The 19,168-nt window shown below is 61.0% G+C and carries 16 protein-coding genes and 1 pseudogene; 10 read left to right on the top strand and 7 right to left on the bottom strand.

Annotated elements, in window-relative coordinates; all coding sequences use genetic code 11:
- Positions 1 to 136: 136 nt before the first annotated feature.
- From KGA98_RS26095 to KGA98_RS26055, 9 genes are all read left to right on the top strand, one after another.
- Positions 137 to 1,051: a GDP-mannose 4,6-dehydratase gene (locus KGA98_RS26095; protein ID WP_223504452.1), complete on the top strand. Its 915-nt coding sequence runs from the start codon at positions 137 to 139 to the stop codon at positions 1,049 to 1,051.
- Positions 1,048 to 2,019: a GDP-mannose 4,6-dehydratase gene (gene gmd / locus KGA98_RS26090; protein ID WP_057713902.1), complete on the top strand. Its 972-nt coding sequence runs from the start codon at positions 1,048 to 1,050 to the stop codon at positions 2,017 to 2,019. Before KGA98_RS26095 ends, gmd begins: the two co-directional genes overlap by 4 nt.
- A 3-nt stretch (positions 2,020 to 2,022) precedes the next feature.
- Positions 2,023 to 3,465, top strand: coding sequence for a mannose-1-phosphate guanylyltransferase/mannose-6-phosphate isomerase (locus tag KGA98_RS26085; RefSeq protein WP_223504450.1), 1,443 nt, complete (start codon positions 2,023 to 2,025; stop codon positions 3,463 to 3,465).
- Positions 3,466 to 4,263 carry an ABC transporter permease gene (locus tag KGA98_RS26080; RefSeq protein WP_150814926.1) on the top strand — a complete coding sequence of 266 codons (798 nt, stop codon included), beginning with the start codon at positions 3,466 to 3,468 and terminating at the stop codon, positions 4,261 to 4,263.
- Positions 4,263 to 5,522: an ABC transporter ATP-binding protein gene (locus tag KGA98_RS26075; protein WP_223504448.1), complete on the top strand. Its 1,260-nt coding sequence runs from the start codon at positions 4,263 to 4,265 to the stop codon at positions 5,520 to 5,522. The genes KGA98_RS26080 and KGA98_RS26075 overlap by 1 nt, the downstream gene beginning before the upstream one ends.
- A complete protein-coding gene (locus KGA98_RS26070) occupies positions 5,519 to 6,895 on the top strand; it encodes a glycosyltransferase family 4 protein (protein ID WP_223504446.1) in 1,377 nt (458 codons plus the stop codon). The genes KGA98_RS26075 and KGA98_RS26070 overlap by 4 nt, the downstream gene beginning before the upstream one ends.
- On the top strand, positions 6,879 to 8,009 hold the full coding sequence (locus KGA98_RS26065; protein ID WP_223504444.1) for a glycosyltransferase family 4 protein: 1,131 nt from the start codon (positions 6,879 to 6,881) through the stop codon (positions 8,007 to 8,009). The genes KGA98_RS26070 and KGA98_RS26065 overlap by 17 nt, the downstream gene beginning before the upstream one ends.
- Before the next feature lies 1 nt (position 8,010).
- On the top strand, positions 8,011 to 9,141 hold the full coding sequence (locus KGA98_RS26060) for a glycosyltransferase family 4 protein (protein ID WP_090456972.1): 1,131 nt from the start codon (positions 8,011 to 8,013) through the stop codon (positions 9,139 to 9,141).
- Positions 9,142 to 9,287: 146 nt separating this feature from the next.
- Positions 9,288 to 10,205, top strand: a complete 918-nt coding sequence (locus tag KGA98_RS26055) for a LysR family transcriptional regulator (protein WP_154861514.1) — start codon at positions 9,288 to 9,290, stop codon at positions 10,203 to 10,205.
- Here KGA98_RS26055 and KGA98_RS26050 read toward each other — a convergent pair.
- The 6 genes from KGA98_RS26050 to KGA98_RS26025 form a co-directional block, all read right to left on the bottom strand.
- Positions 10,202 to 10,813 carry an RraA family protein gene (locus KGA98_RS26050; protein WP_090456974.1) on the bottom strand — a complete coding sequence of 204 codons (612 nt, stop codon included), beginning with the start codon at positions 10,811 to 10,813 and terminating at the stop codon, positions 10,202 to 10,204. The genes KGA98_RS26055 and KGA98_RS26050 overlap by 4 nt on opposite strands.
- Positions 10,806 to 11,198: a RidA family protein gene (locus KGA98_RS26045; RefSeq protein ID WP_090456976.1), complete on the bottom strand. Its 393-nt coding sequence runs from the start codon at positions 11,196 to 11,198 to the stop codon at positions 10,806 to 10,808. Before KGA98_RS26045 ends, KGA98_RS26050 begins: the two co-directional genes overlap by 8 nt.
- Before the next feature lie 18 nt (positions 11,199 to 11,216).
- The gene (locus KGA98_RS26040) at positions 11,217 to 12,596 is read right to left on the bottom strand and encodes an MFS transporter (protein ID WP_057713892.1); all 1,380 of its coding nucleotides are present in this window, start codon (positions 12,594 to 12,596) and stop codon (positions 11,217 to 11,219) included.
- Positions 12,597 to 12,802: 206 nt separating this feature from the next.
- Complete coding sequence (locus KGA98_RS26035; RefSeq protein ID WP_223504442.1) at positions 12,803 to 13,744, bottom strand: 2-hydroxyacid dehydrogenase; 942 nt, start codon at positions 13,742 to 13,744, stop codon at positions 12,803 to 12,805.
- Positions 13,741 to 14,496 (bottom strand): class II aldolase/adducin family protein, encoded by a 756-nt coding sequence (locus tag KGA98_RS26030; protein WP_007988289.1) that lies wholly within the window; start codon positions 14,494 to 14,496, stop codon positions 13,741 to 13,743. Before KGA98_RS26030 ends, KGA98_RS26035 begins: the two co-directional genes overlap by 4 nt.
- Entirely contained in the window at positions 14,493 to 15,794 is a 1,302-nt protein-coding gene (locus KGA98_RS26025; RefSeq protein ID WP_223504440.1) for an MFS transporter, read from the bottom strand. Before KGA98_RS26025 ends, KGA98_RS26030 begins: the two co-directional genes overlap by 4 nt.
- A 155-nt stretch (positions 15,795 to 15,949) precedes the next feature.
- On the opposite strand from KGA98_RS26025, the gene KGA98_RS26020 reads away from it, so the two are divergent.
- The gene (locus tag KGA98_RS26020; RefSeq protein WP_223504438.1) at positions 15,950 to 16,909 is read left to right on the top strand and encodes a LysR family transcriptional regulator; all 960 of its coding nucleotides are present in this window, start codon (positions 15,950 to 15,952) and stop codon (positions 16,907 to 16,909) included.
- 12 nt (positions 16,910 to 16,921) lie between these two features.
- Here KGA98_RS26020 and mrdA read toward each other — a convergent pair.
- Positions 16,922 to 18,813 (bottom strand): annotated as a pseudogene (gene mrdA / locus KGA98_RS26015) (penicillin-binding protein 2).
- Positions 18,814 to 19,168 lie beyond the last annotated feature (355 nt).

Raw genomic sequence — 19,168 nt, 5'->3', positions numbered from 1 at the left:
GAGCAAATGGCACAGATTGGCTACCAAACAACTACAACAAAACATTTCATCTGTCTTACGAGCGATCCTGTTGATTCGTGAGACCCTTCCATTAAGCCAGTAGGAAATGGATGAAATGTATGACCGGGGGTCGCTGTTGAAAAAACGTCTGTTTGTCACGGGTCTGACTGGATTCGTAGGACAACACATCCAATCGCGTTTGCAGGCTGACGCCTCGGAATGGGAGCTGCTGCCTGTTCCCGGCCGCTACGATCTTGCCGCGCCGGACAGACTCGAAGGCTTGTGGCCGGTCATGCCCGATGCGGTGATCCACCTGGCCGGCCAGACGTTCGTCCCGGAGGCTTTTCGTGATCCGGCCGGTACCCTGAATATCAATCTGCTGGGCACCCTGAACCTGCTGCAAGCCCTCAAGGCACGCGGCTTCAGCGGCACGTTTCTGTACGTCAGCTCCGGCGATGTCTATGGCCAGGTCGCTGAAGAGCATCTGCCCATCACTGAATTGCAGCCACCCTGCCCGCGCAACCCATACGCCGTGAGCAAACTGTCGGCCGAGTTCCTGAGCCTGCAATGGGGCGTGAGCGAAGGCTGGCCCGTACTGGTCGCCCGCCCGTTCAACCACATCGGCAGCGGGCAGAAAGACAGCTTCGTCATCGCCAGCGCCGCCCGTCAGATCTGCCGGATCAAACAAGGCCTGCAAGGGCCACGACTGGAGGTCGGGGACATCGACGTCACGCGCGATTTCCTCGATGTCGGGGACGTGGTTTCGGCCTACCTGGCCTTGCTGGATAAAGGCACACCGGGGCAGGTCTACAACATTTGCTCGGGGCGCGAGCAGAGCATTCGCAGTTTGATCGAACAGCTGGCAGATCTTGCCCAGGTCGACCTGCAATTGGTCCAGGACCCTGCGCGACTTCGCCGCGCGGATCAGCGACGGGTGTGTGGCAGCCCTGCCAGGCTGACCCAAACCACCGAATGGAAGCCTGAAATCACAACACAACAATCCCTGCGGGCGATCCTGTCCGACTGGGAGAAGCGAGTACGACAAGAATGACTAAAAGTGCATTGATCACAGGTATCACCGGCCAGGATGGCGCTTATCTGGCGAAACTGTTGCTCGACAAGGGCTACAAAGTCCACGGCCTAGTGGCGCGTCGCAGCAGCGACTCACGCTGGCGCCTGCGCGAGATGGGGGTCGAGGCGGACATCGTCTACCTGGACGGCGACATGGCCGATGCCTGTTCAGTGCAGCGTGCGGTGATCAAATCGGCGCCGGACGAGATCTACAACCTTGCCGCACAAAGCTTTGTCGCGGCTTCCTGGGATCAACCGGTGACCACCGGCATCGTCGACGGCCTGGGCGTTACCCACCTGCTCGAAGCGATCCGTCAGTTCAGCCCGCACACGCGTTTCTACCAGGCGTCCACCAGCGAAATGTTCGGCCTGATCCAGGCCGAGCAGCAGGACGAGAACACCCCCTTCTATCCACGCAGCCCTTATGGCGTGGCCAAGCTGTACGGCCACTGGATCACCGTGAACTACCGCGAAAGCTTCAACCTGCACGCCAGCAGCGGCATTCTGTTCAACCATGAATCACCGCTGCGCGGCATCGAGTTCGTGACGCGCAAAGTCACCGACGCCGCCGCCCGCATCAAGCAGGGCAAGCAGCAGGAACTGTGCCTGGGCAACATCGACGCCAAGCGCGACTGGGGCTTTGCCGGGGACTACGTCGAAGCCATGTGGCTGATGCTGCAACAGGACAAGCCCGATGACTTCGTGGTGGCCACTGGCGTCACCACCACCGTGCGCGAGATGTGCCGGATCGCCTTCGATCACGTGGGCCTGAACTACCGCGATTTCGTGAAGATCGACCCGGCGTTCTTCCGCCCGGCCGAAGTCGAAGTGCTGCTCGGCAACCCGGCCAAGGCCCAGCGTGTGCTGGGCTGGAAACCAAAAACCGACCTGGATACCTTGATCCGCATGATGATGGATGCGGACATGAAACGCGTCGCCAAGGAGTAGGCCATGCTGATTCCCGTGATTCTCTCCGGCGGTGCCGGGACCAGGTTGTGGCCGGTGTCGCGTGAAGGCCATCCCAAACCGTTCATGGCATTGCCCGACGGCCAGTCGCTGCTGGGCAAGACCTATCGGCGTGCCGCGGACCTGCTCGACGGCTGGGGTGATATCGTCACGGTGACCAACCGCGAGTACTACTTCCAGAGCAAGGATCACTTTCGGGACGCGCACCTTGGCCGCCATCGCGGACACTTCCTGCTGGAGCCGACCGGGCGCAACACGGCGCCGGCCATTGCCGCCGCCGCCCTCTCCCTCCAGGCCCTGCATGGTGACGACGCGATCATGCTGGTCATGCCCGCCGACCACCTGATCGTCAATGTCGACGCATTGAAGGACGCAGTCGAGCATGCCGTGGCATTGGCCAGGCGCGGTCACCTGGTGACCTTCGGTGTCGTGCCGACCGCTCCGGAAACCGGGTTTGGCTACATTGAAGCCGGCACATCGCTGGACGATAAAGGCGCTGCCAGTGTGCGGCGCTTCGTCGAAAAACCCGACCTGCAAACCGCGACGCATTACGTGGAAAGCGGCAACTTCCTGTGGAACTCCGGGATGTTCTGCTTCTCGGTCGCCAGCCTGCTGGCCGAGCTGCAAACCCATGCTCCCGACTTGCTGGAGCAGGCGCAAACCTGCATGGCCTCCAGCGCCGCGGTGGAAAACGCCGGGAGCCTGCAACAGGAACTGTCACCGGCCCTGTTTGGCGAAATCATGGACATTTCCATCGACTACGCGTTGATGGAACGCTCCGACAAAGTGGTCGTGGTGCCGGCCCGTTTCGACTGGAGCGACATCGGCTCCTGGGGGGCGGTGGCCGCGCTGGTTCCAGCGGATGCACAGAACAACCGCACCGTCGGCGAATCGATTTTCATCGACAGCCACAACAACTTCGTCCAGAGCGAAAACCGTCTGGTAGCGACCGTGGGTGTGGATAACCTGATCATCGTCGACACCGCCGACGCGGTGCTGGTGGCCCACGCCGACCGCGCCCAGGATGTGCGCCGGGTGGCCAGGCAACTCAAGGATAAAGAGCACGAAGCCTATCGCCTGCACCGTACGGTCAGCCGGCCATGGGGCACCTACACCGTGCTCGAGGAAGGTCCGCGCTTCAAGATCAAACGCATCGTGGTCAAGCCCGGCGCCAAGTTGTCGTTGCAGATGCACCACCATCGCAATGAACACTGGGTGGTGGTCGAAGGCATGGCCAAGGTCACCAACAATGGCACCGGCACGCACCTGGTGGCCAAGAACGAATCGACCTTCATTGCCGCCGGTCACAAGCATCGCCTGGAAAATCCCGGCGTGATCGACCTTGTGATCATCGAAGTGCAAAGCGGCGAATACCTGGGAGAGGACGATATCGTCCGCTTCGAAGATCAATACGGCAGGACGGTTTGAATGCTGCGTAATCTTTACCAATCGCTGTGGAGTTACCGGGGTTTCATCCTCGGCAGCGTCAAACGGGAGTTTCAGGCGCGTTATCGCAACTCGCTGTTCGGTGCCTTGTGGACCGTGCTCAATCCGCTGTCGATGATCGTGGTCTACACGGTGATCTTCTCCACCATCATGCGCGCCCGCTTGCCGGGCGTGGATGACGGGTTGGCCTATAGCGTCTACCTGTGCGCCGGCCTGCTGACCTGGGGCCTGTTCGCCGAGATCACGACGCGCAGCCAGAGCATGTTCCTGGAAAACGCCAACCTGCTGAAGAAAATCAGCTTCCCGCGCATCTGCCTGCCGGTCATCGTGCTGCTCAATGCCGGGATCAATTTCGCGATCATCCTGGGGTTGTTCCTCGGCTTCCTGCTGATCAGCGGACGGCTGCCCGGCATGGCGCTGCTGGCGCTGGTACCGTTGCTGGTCCTGCAAGTGACCTTCGCTGCGGGGCTGGGGATGATTCTGGGCGTGCTCAACGTGTTCTTTCGCGACGTCGGGCAGTTTTTCGGCATCTGCCTGCAATTCTGGTTCTGGCTGACGCCCATCGTTTACCCGCTGTCGATCCTGCCGCCGGGCATCCAGCGTTTTATCGAGCTGAACCCGATGACGGCACTGATGAACAGCTACCAGAACCTGTTTCTCTACAACCAATGGCCAGACTGGAGCTCGCTGGTCCCGTTGCTGGTGATCGGCCTGTTGTTCTGTGGGATGGCGCTGCGGCTGTTCCGCCAGCGTGTCGGTGAAATGGTGGACGAGCTCTGATGGGACATATACGTGTCAGTGGCCTGGGCAAGGCCTACAAGCAGTACCCGAATCGCTGGAGCCGGCTGTTCGAATGGCTGGTGCCGTTTTCCCGCACCCGGCATCACCTGCACTGGGTCCTGCAAGGGGTCGATTTCGAGATTCAGCCGGGTGAAGCCGTGGGCATCGTCGGGGTCAACGGTGCCGGCAAAAGCACGCTGCTGAAGATGATCACCGGCACTACCCAGCCCACCTGCGGCGACATCCAGCTGCAAGGTCGCGTAGCGGCGCTGCTGGAGCTGGGCATGGGCTTCCACCCGGACTTCACCGGTCGGCAGAACACCTTCATGGCCGGCCAGTTGCTCGGCATGCAGGTCGAAGAAATCGAAGCGCTGATGCCAGAGATCGAGAGCTTCGCCGAAATCGGCGAGGCCATCGACCATCCGGTGCGCACCTATTCCAGCGGCATGCAGATGCGCCTGGCGTTCAGCGTGGCCACCGCGCGACGGCCGGACATCCTGATCGTCGATGAAGCGCTGTCCGTGGGTGACGCCTACTTCCAGCACAAAAGCTTTGATCGCATCCGCAACTTCCGCAAGGCAGGTACCACGTTGCTGATCGTGTCCCATGACCGTTCAGCGATCCAGTCGATCTGCGACACCGCCATCCTCCTGGAGAACGGACGCATGGCCATGCGCGGCAAGCCTGAAGAAGTGATGGACTACTACAACGCCATGCTCGCCCAGCGCGAGGGCCAGACGGTGCGTCAGGAAATGCTCGCCAACGGGCAGGTGCAAACCATTTCCGGGACAGGCGAAGCGGGCATTCTCAGTGTCCGCCTGCTTGACCCCAAGGGGCGTTCGGTGGAGGTGGCTGAAGTCGGCCAGGCGATGGTCCTGGAAGTGCAGGTCGAGGTGCGCCAGGACATCGAGCGACTGATTCTCGGCTTCATGATCAAGGATCGCCTTGGCCAGCCCATGTACGGCATCAATACCCACCGGGTGGACAAAGCCCTCACCGACCTGAGTGCCGGCGAACGCGTCACCTACCGCTTTGCCTTCGACATGCGCCTGGGCAAGGGCAACTATTCGGTGGCCCTGAGCCTGTCGCGACTGGATTCGCACCTGGATCGCAATTTCGAATGGCGTGACTACGGGCTGGTCTTCCACGTGATCAACAATCGCCAGGAAGACTTCGTGGGCTGTTCCTGGCTCGAAGCGCAGACCAGCGTGACCCGTTCCAGCGAAAACCTGGTGGAAACCGTTGGGGTGACGCGATGACCAGACTGTTGGTGGAATGTACCTACGTTTTCGAACACCCCGATGCCAACTCGGGCATCCAGCGGGTCGTTCGCAATGTGGTTCAGCAATTGCCGGCCGCGAACGCCCAGCGCGAATGCGTTCCGGTGGTGATGATCAATGGCGCGTTGTTCGAGGTGAAAAGCCTGGCGCCCTTGCCGACCGTCAAAGTGGATCTGGTGAGCCTGCGGGTGAAGCTCGAACAGTTCGCCAATCAGTTCTGGCTGCGCCACCGCGCGCTGGAACGTCGCCGTCCTTTCAGCCAATCGAAGTTCGCCCGCCGGGTGCTTTACGTCGGTTGCCGTCTGACCGCGTTCGCCTGCCTGAGCCTGCCGATGCGCCTGCTCGATCGGGCACTCAAGGGCCAGAAGGTTCCCGAGCGTTGCGTGCCGTTGCAGCATCGAGCCGGCGACCAATTGGTGCTGCTGGACTCGTCCTGGCACGCCAACTTCTTCCCCCTGGCCGAACAACTCAAGCGTGACGGGGTCGGTATCGTTTCGGTGATCTACGACCTGATTCCCCTGACCCACCCGCAGTTTTGCGACGCAGGATTGGTGAAGGTCTTCAACGAATGGTTCGACTGGATCGCCCGCACCGCCGATGGCTACGTGGCGATCTCGACCACCATCCGCGACCAGGTCCGCCAGGAGATGACCCGCAGGATCGGTACCGCGCAGGTTCAGCAACGCTGGTTCGACTATTTTCACCTCGGCTCCGAACTCGACCTGACCGATGCCCGGTCTACCGTCGACCCGGGGCTGCTGCAGATGTTCAAGACGCCGGACCCTGTGTTCCTGATGGTCAGCACCATCGAGCCGCGCAAGAACCATGCGTATCTGCTGGACGCGTTCGAGCGCGCCTGGGCGGCCGGGTCCAAAGCCCGGTTATGCATCGTCGGCAAGATTGGCTGGAAATGCGAGGCGCTGATCGAGCGTATACGCCAGCATCCGCAATTGAACCTGCGTTTGTTCATGTTCAACAACCTTTCGGACAAGAGCCTGGAACACGCCTATTCCCACGCGACATCGCTGGTGTTCCCGTCCTACGTCGAAGGGTTCGGTTTGCCGCTGGTGGAAGCCATGCAGCGAGGCCTGCCGGCCATGGCCAGCGACATCCCGGTGTTCCGCGAAATCGGTGGCGAGTACATGGCGTATTTCGACCTCTCCAACCCGCAGAACCTGGCCGATCTGGTCATCGACATGGAAAGCGGCGGCGCATTTCCCGCGCCCCTCAACCTGGATAACTGGCGTTGGCTGAGCTGGCGCGAGGCGAGTGCGCAACTGGTCGAACGCATCCAGCGCAATCTGCACAGCGATGCGAAGGTGCCTGAGAGTCAGCATGCGAATTGCCCTTAACGCTCGCATCCTTCAGGCCCCGCGCACGGGCATCGGTCAGTACGTCGCCGAACTGGCGACGGCCCTGGCCCGCGAATCGGACGTCGAGTTGTCGTTGTTCCACGGCTGGGGCTGGAGTTCGACTCTGCCTGAGGCGGCGATGCCCGGTTACTCGCGTCTGACGCCGTTGCTGCGACAGATTCCGGGAGCCTATCAGGCGCGGCGCTGGCTGGAGCAGAAGCGTTTTGATCAGCGCCCTTCCCAGGCCATTGATCTGTATCACGAGCCAAGCCTGTGGCCGCTGTCGTTCAACGGCCCGACCATCATCACACTGCATGACCTCACGCACCTGCACTATCCCGACACCCAACCACCGGCACGCCTGCGCGAAATCGAGCGGCGACTGGCCGACGGCGTACAGCGGGCGCGGCTGATCCTGACGGACTCGCAGTACATCGCCGAGCAAGCGCAGGCCTGGTTCGCACTGCCGGCCGAGCGCTTCGTGGTGGCACCGCTGGGTGTGGCCGCGCGCTTCCACCCCCGTGAACCCGAGGCCATCGATCAGGTCCTCAAGGCCCACGGCGTCGAGGCGCGGGAGTATTTCCTTTGCGTCGGTACCCTGGAGCCACGCAAGAATCTGACCCTGGCCCTGCGCGCCCATGCCCGGCTGCCGGAAACCGTGCGCCAGCGTTTTCCGTTGCTGATCGCCGGCATGGCCGGCTGGCAGCGTCAGCAGTTCAACGACGAATTACGTTCGGCCCTCGCGTCAGGTCATGTGTGCCTTTTGGGGTACTTGTCGGACGACGATCTGGCGCAGCTACTGGCCGGAGCCCGGGCGCTGGTCTTCCCTTCGTTGTACGAGGGGTTCGGCCTGCCGGTGCTGGAAGCCATGGCCAGTGGCACTCCGGTGATTCTGACGGGTGAGTCGGCGATGCCGGAGGTCGCTGGCGATGCCGGCAACTACATCGAGGCGCACGACCCGGACTCCTTGCGCGATGCCTTGCAGCGGTTGATCGACGACCCGGCGCATTGGCAGGTCTGTCGCGAGGCAGGCTTGCAGCGAGCGAAGCTTTTTTCCTGGGAGCGTTGCGCGACGGTGACCGCCCGCGCCTACCGCCAGGCAATGGAGAACTGATATGCGCGTTCTGCACTTTTATAAAACCTACTTGCCCGACTCCATGGGTGGCATCGAACAAGTCATTTTCCAGATGAGCGAAAGTGGCGCGCGCCATGGTGTCGACAGCACTGTGCTGACTCTGAGCAATAATCCGGCACCGGGCGTGTTGCAGATCCGCGAGCACCAGGTGCATCAGGCCAGGATGGATTTTCAGCTCGCCTCCACCGGTTTTTCCTACAGCGTGTTCAAGCAGTTTCGAGAGCTCGCGGCTGAAGCCGACGTGGTCAACTATCACTTCCCCTGGCCCTTCATGGACCTGGTGCATTTTGTCAGCGACATCAAAAAGCCCAGCGTGGTGAGTTACCACTCCGACATCATTCGCCAACGCCATCTGCTCAAACTGTACCGTCCGTTGATGCGTCGGTTCCTGGACAGCGCGGATCGAATCGCCGTGGCGTCCCCGAACTACTTTCACACCAGCGACGTGCTCAAGGACTACCACGATAAGACCCGTGTCATCACCTATGGCCTGGACAAGTCGGGTTATCCGACGCAAGACGCGGCGCGGACCGAGCGCTGGCGCCAGAAGCTGGGGGACAAGTTCTTCCTGTTCGTCGGTGTGATGCGCTACTACAAGGGGCTGCACATCCTGCTTGAAGCGATGCAGGGGCTGAACTATCCCGTGGTGATCGTGGGCGCCGGCCCGCTGGAAGCGGAGCTGCATGCCCAGGCCAGGGCGCTGGGCCTGCGGAACCTGCACTTTCTCGGGTTCCTGGGCGACGAAGACAAGGTCGCCTTGCTCGAGTTGAGTTATGCGGTGGTGTTCCCGTCGCACCTGCGCTCCGAAGCCTTTGGCATTTCGCTGCTGGAAGGCGCGATGTATGGCAAACCGATGATCTCCAGTGAAATTGGCACTGGCACCAGTTACATCAACATCCATAACGAGACCGGGCTGGTGGTGCCACCGAGCAATCCATCGGCGTTTCGCGAGGCGATGCGCACGCTTTGGGAAAACCCGGTGCTGGCGGCGCAAATGGGCGAGAAGGCGCAGGCCCGTTATCAAAATCTGTTTACCGCGGACGAAATGGGTCGCAAATGGGCAGCGCTGTATGAGGAACTGCTGGAAGAAAAAGCCCTCGCCTACGCATGAGGTTTTTTTGCAGATCCGAGTTGTCTCTGCTGCTGCGCTCTAACAGTGTTACGATCCCGCGACTGTAGATTTTCCATGGCTTGCGCAGGATGTGTGCAAGCCGTCGACTCTCCCTATTGGCCCCCCCGACTTTCTGCTGACCGCCTATGCAACGTCTGCTCAATGACCGCCTGGACTGGAACCTGCTGCGCACCTTTCGGGTGATTGGCCAGGAGCAGAGCATCAGCCGCGCTGCCGCCCGCCTGCACCTGACGCAACCGGCAGTGAGTCAGGCGCTCAAGCGCCTGGAGGAACAACTGGGCCGCCAATTGATTGCCCGTCGCGGGCCACGTTTTGCCCTGACTGAAGTCGGCGAGCAGATCTTTGCCCTGGCCGGGGAAATCTACGGGCAAATGTCCCAGGTCAGTAGCGTGCTGGAACAACCGGCCGACGAAGTGATCGGCAAAGTGCGGTTGCTGATCATCAGCCGGATCTTCTCCGAGCGCTTTGATGACTTTCTCGCCGACTTCCATCGCCAATACCCGCGAGTGGACCTGGAAGTCGACGTGATGCGCAGTTCCGACATCGTCAGCGCCCTCCAGGAAAAAACCGCGACCCTCGGCCTGAGCCTCAATCGGCGCCCGCAGCCACGCCTGGAGCAGCGCTTGTTCCTGCGTCAGCGCTATGCTTTTTTCTGCGGCAAGCACCATGGGCTGTTCGGCCAGCAGGACGTCGCCGAAGGGGATTTGCAACGGGAGAACTTCGTCAGTTTCACCAGTGACCAGATCGGCGGCATGCTCTCGCCGCTGACGATTTTCCGCGATCAGCAGGGTTTCAGTGGTCGCATCGTCGCGTCCTCACCGAGCCTGGAAGAAGTCCGGCGACTGGTGATCGCCGGCTTCGGTATCGGCTGTCTGCCCGAACACGTGGTGGCGGCCGACGTCGACGCCGGATTGCTCTGGCGCCTGCCGCCCCACGAGGGGATTGCCGATGTGGACATTCATTTGCTGTGGAACCGCGAACAGCGCATGAGCCGTGCCGAGACGATCTTTCTCGAAAGCCTGCAACAACGGCTGACAGACTAAACGCGCAAGACTTGCGTCACCGGTTCACCGGCCTGCAAGCGTTCGAGCAAGCGCGGCTCACTGCGATCCGAAGCCAGCGCCTGATCGATGACTGCCGCCGCCGATGCCGTGTCGAGAAACAACACGCCGTTGTCGTCCGCCAGCACCCAATCCCCCGGCTGCACCGTCACGCCGGCGCAGTGGATGGGCTGATTGATGGCGCTGTCGCCACGGCCGTGCAGCTTGGTGGTCAACAGGCTGGTGCCTCGGGCGAACACCGGCAACCCGGCTTCACGCAGCTCCAGCAGATCGGTCACTGCGCCGTCCACCACAATACCCACAGCACCGGCAAAGCGTGCCGCGCAACTGGTCACCGCACCGACTGGCGCATGCTGGTGATCGCCACCGGTGTCGATCACCAGCACGTCGCCCGGCCTGATTTGCGCCAGGGCCCGGTTGACGGCAATGGCATCGGCGCCCACCAGTTTCAGGGTCAACGCACGGCCAACGACTTTCACATTGGGCACCATGGCCCGCAGTTGCGGATCGGCAAAACCCTCTTCGAGAAAGTGCCCGAGGGTCGGAAAGCTCACGGCCTTGAGCTGTTCGATCAGTTGCGACTCATCCATGCTGCGGCTCCCCGGCAATCAGTTCGGCAACACAGTCGATCTCCAGCGATACGCCCCACAATGCCACGCACACCGTGGTGCGCGCCGGTGGCGCATGGCCGAGGAACTCGCGGTACACGGCGTTGAACGGCTCCAGTTGCGCGGGGTCGGTCAAGTAGGCATTGACCTTGATCACATGGCTGAAACCGGAGCCCGCCTCGATCAGGATCGCTTCGAGGTTGCGCAAGGTTTGCCGTACCTGCTCGGGGAAATCAGCAGGCTGTTCGTCGAGGCTGCCGTGGGCCGGAATCTGCCCGGCGGTGAACACCAGGTGGCCGCTGACAACAGCTTGGGAGTAAGGCCCGACCGGGCCGATGTAGCCCGGGGCCGATTGAATTCTGCGCATGTTGTAGAACTCCAGATGTCAGGCCGTAGCCGATTTGAAGGGTTTACCGGGGGCCGGATCGTCTGTGGGGACAACGCTGGGGATCTCGCTGATATCCTTCTTGAAGGTCTCGGTCAACAGCAACAGGGCCACCAGGGAAATCAACGCCGCACCGATCATGTACCAGGCCACCGACGAACCTTTGCCCGTCGCGGCCAGCAATGCCGTGGTGACGATGGGCGTCGCCGCGCTGCCGAGCAGGCCGGACAACATGTAGCTGATGGACAAACCGGAATAACGCACCCGGGTGCCGAACAGCTCGGCGAGGAAGGTCGCGATCGGCCCGTAGTTGGCGGCGAACGCGGTCATCAACAACAGATAACCGAACACCACCATCGACAGCTCCTTGGTGTCCATCAGCCAGAACATCGGGAACGCCACCAGCGCTTCGGCGATGATGCCGCCGACAATGATCGGTTTGCGTCCGAAGCGGTCCGAGAGCGCACCGAACACCGGTAACATGACAATGCACCAGGCGCAGGACAGCAGCACCACACCGAGCATCACGCTGCGGCTGAAGCCGAGGTTCTGTGTGCCATAGGTCAGACCGAACGCCACGATAATGTTGAACGAAGCGCCCGTGGACATGGTGGCAATACCCCCCAGCAGCACTTGCTTCCAGTATTTGCGGAATACTTCCGCCAACGGCATTTTCACTTGCACTTCGGCTTCCTTGACCTTGTTGAAAGCCGGGGTTTCCGAGATGTTCAGGCGGATATACAAACCGACGGCGATCAGCAACACGCTGGCCAGGAACGGAATACGCCACCCCCAGGCCAACAGATCCTCCGGGGACAGCCACGCCGCGATCAACAGGAATGCCAGGTTGGCAATCATGGTCCCGGCCGGCACGCCGATCTGCACCCAGGAGCCGTACAAGCCACGCTTGTTGGCCGGCGCATGCTCCACCGCCATCAGCACCGCCCCGCCCCATTCGCCCCCCAATGCCAGGCCTTGTACGACCCGCAGCAGCAACAACAGGATCGGCGCCCAGATACCGATGGTTGCAAAGTCAGGCAACAAGCCGATGGCGAAGGTAGCCGCGCCCATGGTCAGCAGCGAGATCAACAGCATCGACTTGCGCCCCAGGCGATCACCGAAATGCCCGAACAACGCCGCACCGACAATCCGTGCCAGATACGCCGAAGCGAAGGTGCCGAACGCCAGCAGCGTTCCGATCAGCGGCACGAAATCCGGGAAGAACACTTTGTTGAACACCAGCGCTGAAGCCGTGGCAAACACGAACAAGTCGTACCACTCCACGGTGGTGCCAATCACACTGGCCACCGCGACTTTTTTCATGCTGATTGCAACTTCCGGTGGTGCGCCGGACTTTTCTGCGGACGATAGATCGCTCATCACTGTCTCCAGGAATTTATTTAATTGTTTTGAACTGGCAGTAAAACGGTTGAGGCGACGGTTGTTGTTATGGCTTACGGGAAGCTGGTTCCTGTAGGAGCGAGCCTGCTCGCGATGAACTCAAGAACACCGCGTTTAACCGGCAAACACGCGAAATCGTTAACGACCATCGCGAGCGGGCTCGCTCCTACAGGGGGTGTGTTAGTTCAATATCCCAATACTCGGTCGGCACAGTTGAGTAACGGCTCGCCAGCATTCAGGCGACGAAAGTTCTCCGACACTTGCTCGGCAATACAGTCATGGGAAGCCGCCGATGCCATGTGCGGGGTGATGGTGACACCGGGCATTGTCCAGAGCCGGTGATCGACCGGCAGCGGTTCCTGCTCGAACACATCCAGCAAGGCGCCGCGCAAATGCCCGCTCGCCAGGGCCTGTTCGAGATCGTCGATGTTCAAATGCCCACCCCGGCCACAGTTGATCAGTGCCGCGCCGCTGGCGAGCTGCTCGAAAGTGGCTCGTCCGAGAATCCCGCGGGTTTCGCTGGTGAGTGGCAACAGGTTGATCAGCAACTCGACGCCGTCGAGAAAAGGATGCAACGCATCACCCCCGGCGAACGTGCGCACACCGGGCAAGTCCTTGCTGCGCCGCGCCCAGCCGCGCACGTCGTAACCGGCTGCGACCAGATCCAGAGCAATCGCACTGCCCAGCGATCCGAGCCCCATCACACCGACCTTGAACTGCCCCGCCGCCCGTTGCAGCGGCCGCTCCCAGCGTTGCTCCCGCTGGTGCGACAACACTTGATCGAAACCGCGGTGATAGTGGATAACCGCCCAGCGCACGTACTCGGTCATCCCCTGGCGATGGCCCGGGTCGACCACACGGCAAACCGGCAGGTCCGGGCACGACGGATCGTGATCGAGGTGATCGATACCGGCGGCCACCGAGTGAATCACCTGCAGGTTCGGCAATGCGCCGAGACTGCCCGGCAAGGGAAACCAGCACGCCGCCATCTGTGCATTGGCGGCCCGGGAATCGTCGGCCAGCACGGCGGTGAGCTGCGGCGCACTGCGGGCAAACGCCGCCTGCAATTGCTTGAGCAGCAAGGTGTCGCGGGACAGCAGAACCACAGTGTTGATGACGGCGTTCATGACAAATATGACTCGCGCTGGGATTCGATCAACGTCAGGGCGGCCTCCCAGGCCAGGTCGATGATGTTGTCCTGCTCATCGCGGTCGAACTGCTCGGCGGTGTGCGCGCAGACTTCCGGCGACGGGTAATGCAGTGCCGAACCACCGGCCAGCGCCTGCACCTGGGCCTGACAGGCCCGTTCCAGGAAGTGGATTTCCTGGAACGCCTGGGCCACGCCCGAACCACCCACCAGCAAACCGTGGTTGCGCAGGATCATCGCCCGGTGCGGACCGAGGTCGGCAATCAAGCGCTCGCGCTCATCCAGCGACAGCGCGATGCCCTCATAGGTGTGATAGGCCAGCTTGCCGTAGAACTTCAGCGCATGCTGACTGATCGGCAGTAGGCCTTGCTTCTGCGCCGCGACCGCCATGCCGGCCGCCGTGTGGGTATGGATCACACAGTTCAGGTCCGGACGCGCCATGTGGATCGCCGAGTGAATCACGAAGCCGGCAGCGTTGACCCGATGGCCCGCGTACTCCGGGTCGACCACCCGCCCTTCCTGATCGATGCGCACCAGGTCCGAGGCGCGCATGCGGTCGAAGATCACCCCGTAGCGGTTGATCAGGAAGTGATGCTCAGGCCCCGGAATCCGCAGGGTGATATGGGTGTCGATCAGGTCGGTCATGCGAAAGTGCGCGACCAGTCGATACAGCGCAGCCAGTTCGCAACGGGCTTGCCATTCAACCGGGTCGATGTGTGCAGGTTTACTCACGAATACACCTCTTTAGCAGCGTGGGTGACGACCGGGTTGGCGCGCAGGCGGGCCAGGCCGCAAACACCGATCAGGGACAGGGCCGAGAGCAAGGTGAAGAACACCGCCAGCGGCAACCATTGTCCGGAAAACTTGCTGGCCAACAGGGTGCCGATCAGCGGCGTGGTGCCGCCGGCCACGGCGCAAGCCAATTGGTACGCGATGGAAATGCCCGAGTAGCGCAGGTGCACCGGGAAGGCCTGGGTCATGTAGCCGGCGATCACCGCGTACAGCGCCGAGAGAATCACCACCGCCAGGGCAATGCCGGCAGTCATGAACACAATGTTCTGCGTGCCTACCAGCAGGAACATCGGGTATGGCGTGAGCATGCAAAGCAACGCGACCCATTTGAGAAAACGACCTTCGCCGATACGTTCGGCGATCAGCGCCGAGAGCGGTTGTGAGAGCAACTGGATGACGGTCACCAGAAACAGGCAATCGAGAATCGTCGATCGGGCAATGCCCTGATACTGGGTGACATAAGTGATCATGAAGGTGTTGGTGAAGAAGAACCCGGCCGAGCCGATGGTCACGGCAGCGGCGGCGAACAGGATCTGCCGCCAGCAGGTACGGATCACGTCCATCACCGGGTATTTGGCGGTCTCGTTGTTGTCCTTGGCCTTGGCGAATTCCGGCGACTCGTGAACGCCGGAACGGATCAACAGCCCGACCATCATCAACACGCCGCTGGCGAGGAACGGCAAGCGCCAACCCCAGGCGAGGAAATCCTCTGGCTCAAGGGACGTCACCAGACGGAAAGCGATCAGTGCCAGCAACAAACCGGCGGGACTGCCGAGCTGGGCGAACGATGCGTAGAACGTCTTGCGCTTGGCCGGCGCGTGTTCGCTCGCCATCAACACCGCCCCACCCCACTCACCACCGACCGAAATGCCCTGAATGACACGCAGCACGATCAGACCAATGGGTGCCCAGATGCCGGCACTGGCGTAGCTCGGCAACAGGCCAATACCCGCCGTGGCGACGCCCATCAAGGCCATGGTCACCAAAAGCATTTTCTTGCGCCCGAGACGATCGCCCAGATGACCGAACACCATCCCGGCCATGGGACGGGCAATGAAGCCGACCGCGAAACTGCCGAACGCCGCCAGGGTACTCATGACCGGGTCGCTGCTGGGGAAGAACACTTGCCCAAGGACCAGCGCCGCCGCGGTGGCGTAGATGTAAAAGTCGTAGAACTCGATGGTCGTGCCAATGAAGGCAGCGGCCGCGGCTCGGCGCGGTTGGGGAGTAGTGTGCATGCAAGGACCCTGTGTACTTATAGTTTTTGGGCAGGTGTTAAGGCTGATGACGGTTGCGCTCTGTGGCGCTTGTGGGCTTTATCGCTTCCATGCCAGGATTAGTCAATTTTCAATTCCTTATCCTTACTATTAGCACCGCTACTGCCTGAGGTTTTATGCCTTCCAATTCCAACCCGTGGGTCGGGCGTCGCTTTCTCAATGACCGCCTCGACTGGAACCTGCTGCGCACCTATCTGGTCATCGGCCAGGAAGGCAGCATGAGCCGCGCCGCCGCGCGACTGCACATCACCCAGTCGGCCGTCAGCCAGGCGCTGAAACGACTGGAAGAACAACTGGAATGCGTATTGATTGCCCGCAGCGGACGACGCTTTGACCTGACGGAAACCGGGGAAGAAGTCCTGCGCATAGCGGCGGATATCTACGGGGATATTTCACGCCTGGGGACGGTGGTGGAGAGCCGTCACGACGACGTGGTGGGCAAGATCCGCATCCTTACCGTCAGCGGCGTGCAGGCGCGGCATTACGATGACTTCCTCGCTGACTTCCATGAAACCCACCCGAAAATCGAGCTGGAAGTCGAGGTGATGGGCAGTTCGAACATCATCAGTTCGCTGCTGCAAAAGACCGCAACCATCGGCGTCGGCCTGTGCCGCCTGCCGCAGCCGCGGCTGGAACAACGGGTACTGTTTCGAGAGACCTATGCTTACTTTTGTGGCCAGCGTCACCGGCTGTTCGGACAAGAGAACCTGACCCTGGACCAACTGGCGGCGGAAAATTTTGTCAGCTTCACCAGCGATCAATTGGGCGGCAATCTTTCACCCCTGACGCTGTTCCGCGACCAGCAAGGCTTCACCGGCAAGATCGTCGCCTCTTCCACCAGTTTCGAAGAAATTTACCGCCTGATCTGCGCGGGTTACGGCATCGGCGCCTTGCCCACCCATCTGGTGCGCCGGGATGTCGAGCAAGGACTGCTCTGGCGCTTGCCGCCGGAAGACGGGGTGGTGGATTTCGATATCCAGCTGTTGTGGAATCGCGAACAGAAAATGAGCCAGGCCGAAACGGTGTTCCTCGAGAGCTTCCAGCACATGCTCAGCATCCGTGAGCCTGTGCTGTGAAGCCATGAGGGTTCAGACGTGAGGATCGCCCGGTGCCTTGCTCGGCGCGGCGTACTGCGGCTTGAGGTGCCCGTCCTGATCGAGTAGCCAGGCGTCCATGATCTCCCGCACCACGGGACCAGCAACACGACCACCCGCCTCGCCGTTTTCGATCATCACCGAAATCACGATCTTCGGATGCTCGGCCGGGGCGAAACCGACGAACAAGGCATTGTCGCGGTTACGCTCGCGAGTTTTCTCCCGGTTGTAACGCTCGCCCTGCTTGATCGCCACCACTTGCGCGGTACCACTCTTGCCGGCAATCCGGTACTGCGCGCCCGCCGCTGCGGCCCGGGCAATCCCGCGGGCATCGTGCATCACCATCTGCATGCCGTGGTTGACCTGCTCCCAGTCGCGAGGATCCTTGAGCAGGATGTTCGGCATCGGATGCTCATCCACCGGCGCGACACCGTCCACGGTTTTGGCAAGGTGCGGGCGATTCCACACGCCTTTGTTAGCAATCAGCGCCGTGGCCTGGGCCAACTGCAGCGGTGTGACCTGCATGTAGCCCTGGCCGATGCCGAGAATCACCGTCTCGCCCGGGAACCAGGCCTGACGACGGGTGGCACGTTTCCAGGCTTGGGATGGCATCAGGCCGGGGGATTCTTCATTCATGTCCAGGGAGACTTTCTCACCCAGTCCGAACATGGCCATGTAATCGTGCAGGCGATCGATACCGAGCTTGTGTGCCAGGTCATAGAAATAGGTGTCGTTGGAACGCATGATCGCCGCATCCATATCCACCCAGCCGTCGCCGCTGTGGTTCCAGTTGCGGTATTTGTGATCGAAATCCGGCAGTTGGTAATAACCGGGGTCGAACACACGGGTCTGTGGCGTGACGACACCGGCATCGAGGCCAGCGATTGCCATTTCCGGCTTGATGGTCGAACCCGGCGCATAGAGACCGCGCAGCACACGGTTGAACAGCGGTCGGTCGATGGAGTCCCGTAGCGTGGAGTACTCCTTGGAACTGATACCGGTGACGAACAGATTCGGATCGAAACTCGGGTTGCTGACCATGGCCAACACTTCACCGGTCGAGGGATCCAGTGCGACCACTGAGCCACGGCGATCGCCCAAGGCTTGCTCGGCGGCCTCCTGAAGCTTGACGTCGAGGCTCAGGACAATGTTTTCGCCTGGCACCGGGTCAGTGTGCTTGAGCACTCGCAGCACGCGGCCCTGGGCATTGGTTTCGACTTCCTCATAACCGACATGGCCGTGCAGTTGCTTCTCGTAGAATTTTTCAATCCCGGTCTTGCCGATGGATTGGGTGCCTCGGTACTCGACGGTATCCAGAGCCTTTGACTCTTTCTCGTTGATACGTCCGACGTAGCCGACCGAATGGGCGAAGTGCTCGCCCAATGGATAATGCCGAACGAACTGCGGCTCGACATCGAGGCCCGGCAAGCGGAACTCGTTGACAGCGAGTACGGCAATTTGCTCTTCGCTCAGTTCATAGAACAACGTCACAGGTACGAAGGGGTGACGTGCCTGCTTCATCGCCTTGTCGAACTGCGAGCGGTCTTCAGCGGGCAAATGCAGGAGATTGACTACCTCGTCCAGCTCTTCGTTTACATCGGTAGCACGTTCGCGGGTGATGGTCAGGTTGTAGCTGGGACGGTTATCTGCGAGGAGTACGCCGTTGCGGTCGTAGATCAACCCGCGAGTCGGTGTAATTGGCAGGACATGTACGCGATTGTTTTCGGAGATGGTCGAGTGATAGTCGAACTCGACTACCTGCAGGACATACAGGCGCACTACCAGCGCACAGGTGACAGCGGCAACGAACAAGCCGAGGCCATCAGCCTTTTATTGACCAGGCGTGTCTCTTTCTCGTGGTCCTTGATGGGTATCGGTTCGGGCATTTCTACAGCAACTCTTTGAAAAGAATGCCGATCCCTGGGCGCAAACTCAGTCCATTAAAAATGAGCTGCACCTTAGCAAAAGCGCGGAGTCAGGTTTATGTGATTTTTTTTACAATGACCTTGTAGGAGCGAGCTCGCTCGCGATGGACGTTAACGATGACGCGGGAAACCTGACGCCCCGCAGCGCTCGCAGGTTTTTCGCGAGCGAGCTCGCTCCTACAGGGGGGCCAAAAACAAAACCCCTACCTGCATACGCAGATAGGGGTTTCGGAATTTAATCTTGACGATGACCTACTCTCACATGGGGAAACCCCACACTACCATCGGCGATGCATCGTTTCACTGCTGAGTTCGG

It is taken from the genome of Pseudomonas sp. BF-R-24 (genome assembly GCF_019947335.1).
Classification (GTDB): domain Bacteria; phylum Pseudomonadota; class Gammaproteobacteria; order Pseudomonadales; family Pseudomonadaceae; genus Aquipseudomonas; species Aquipseudomonas jessenii.
The sequence above is the reverse complement of the archived record's forward strand: the minus strand, read 5'-3'. Positions and strand labels throughout refer to the sequence as shown.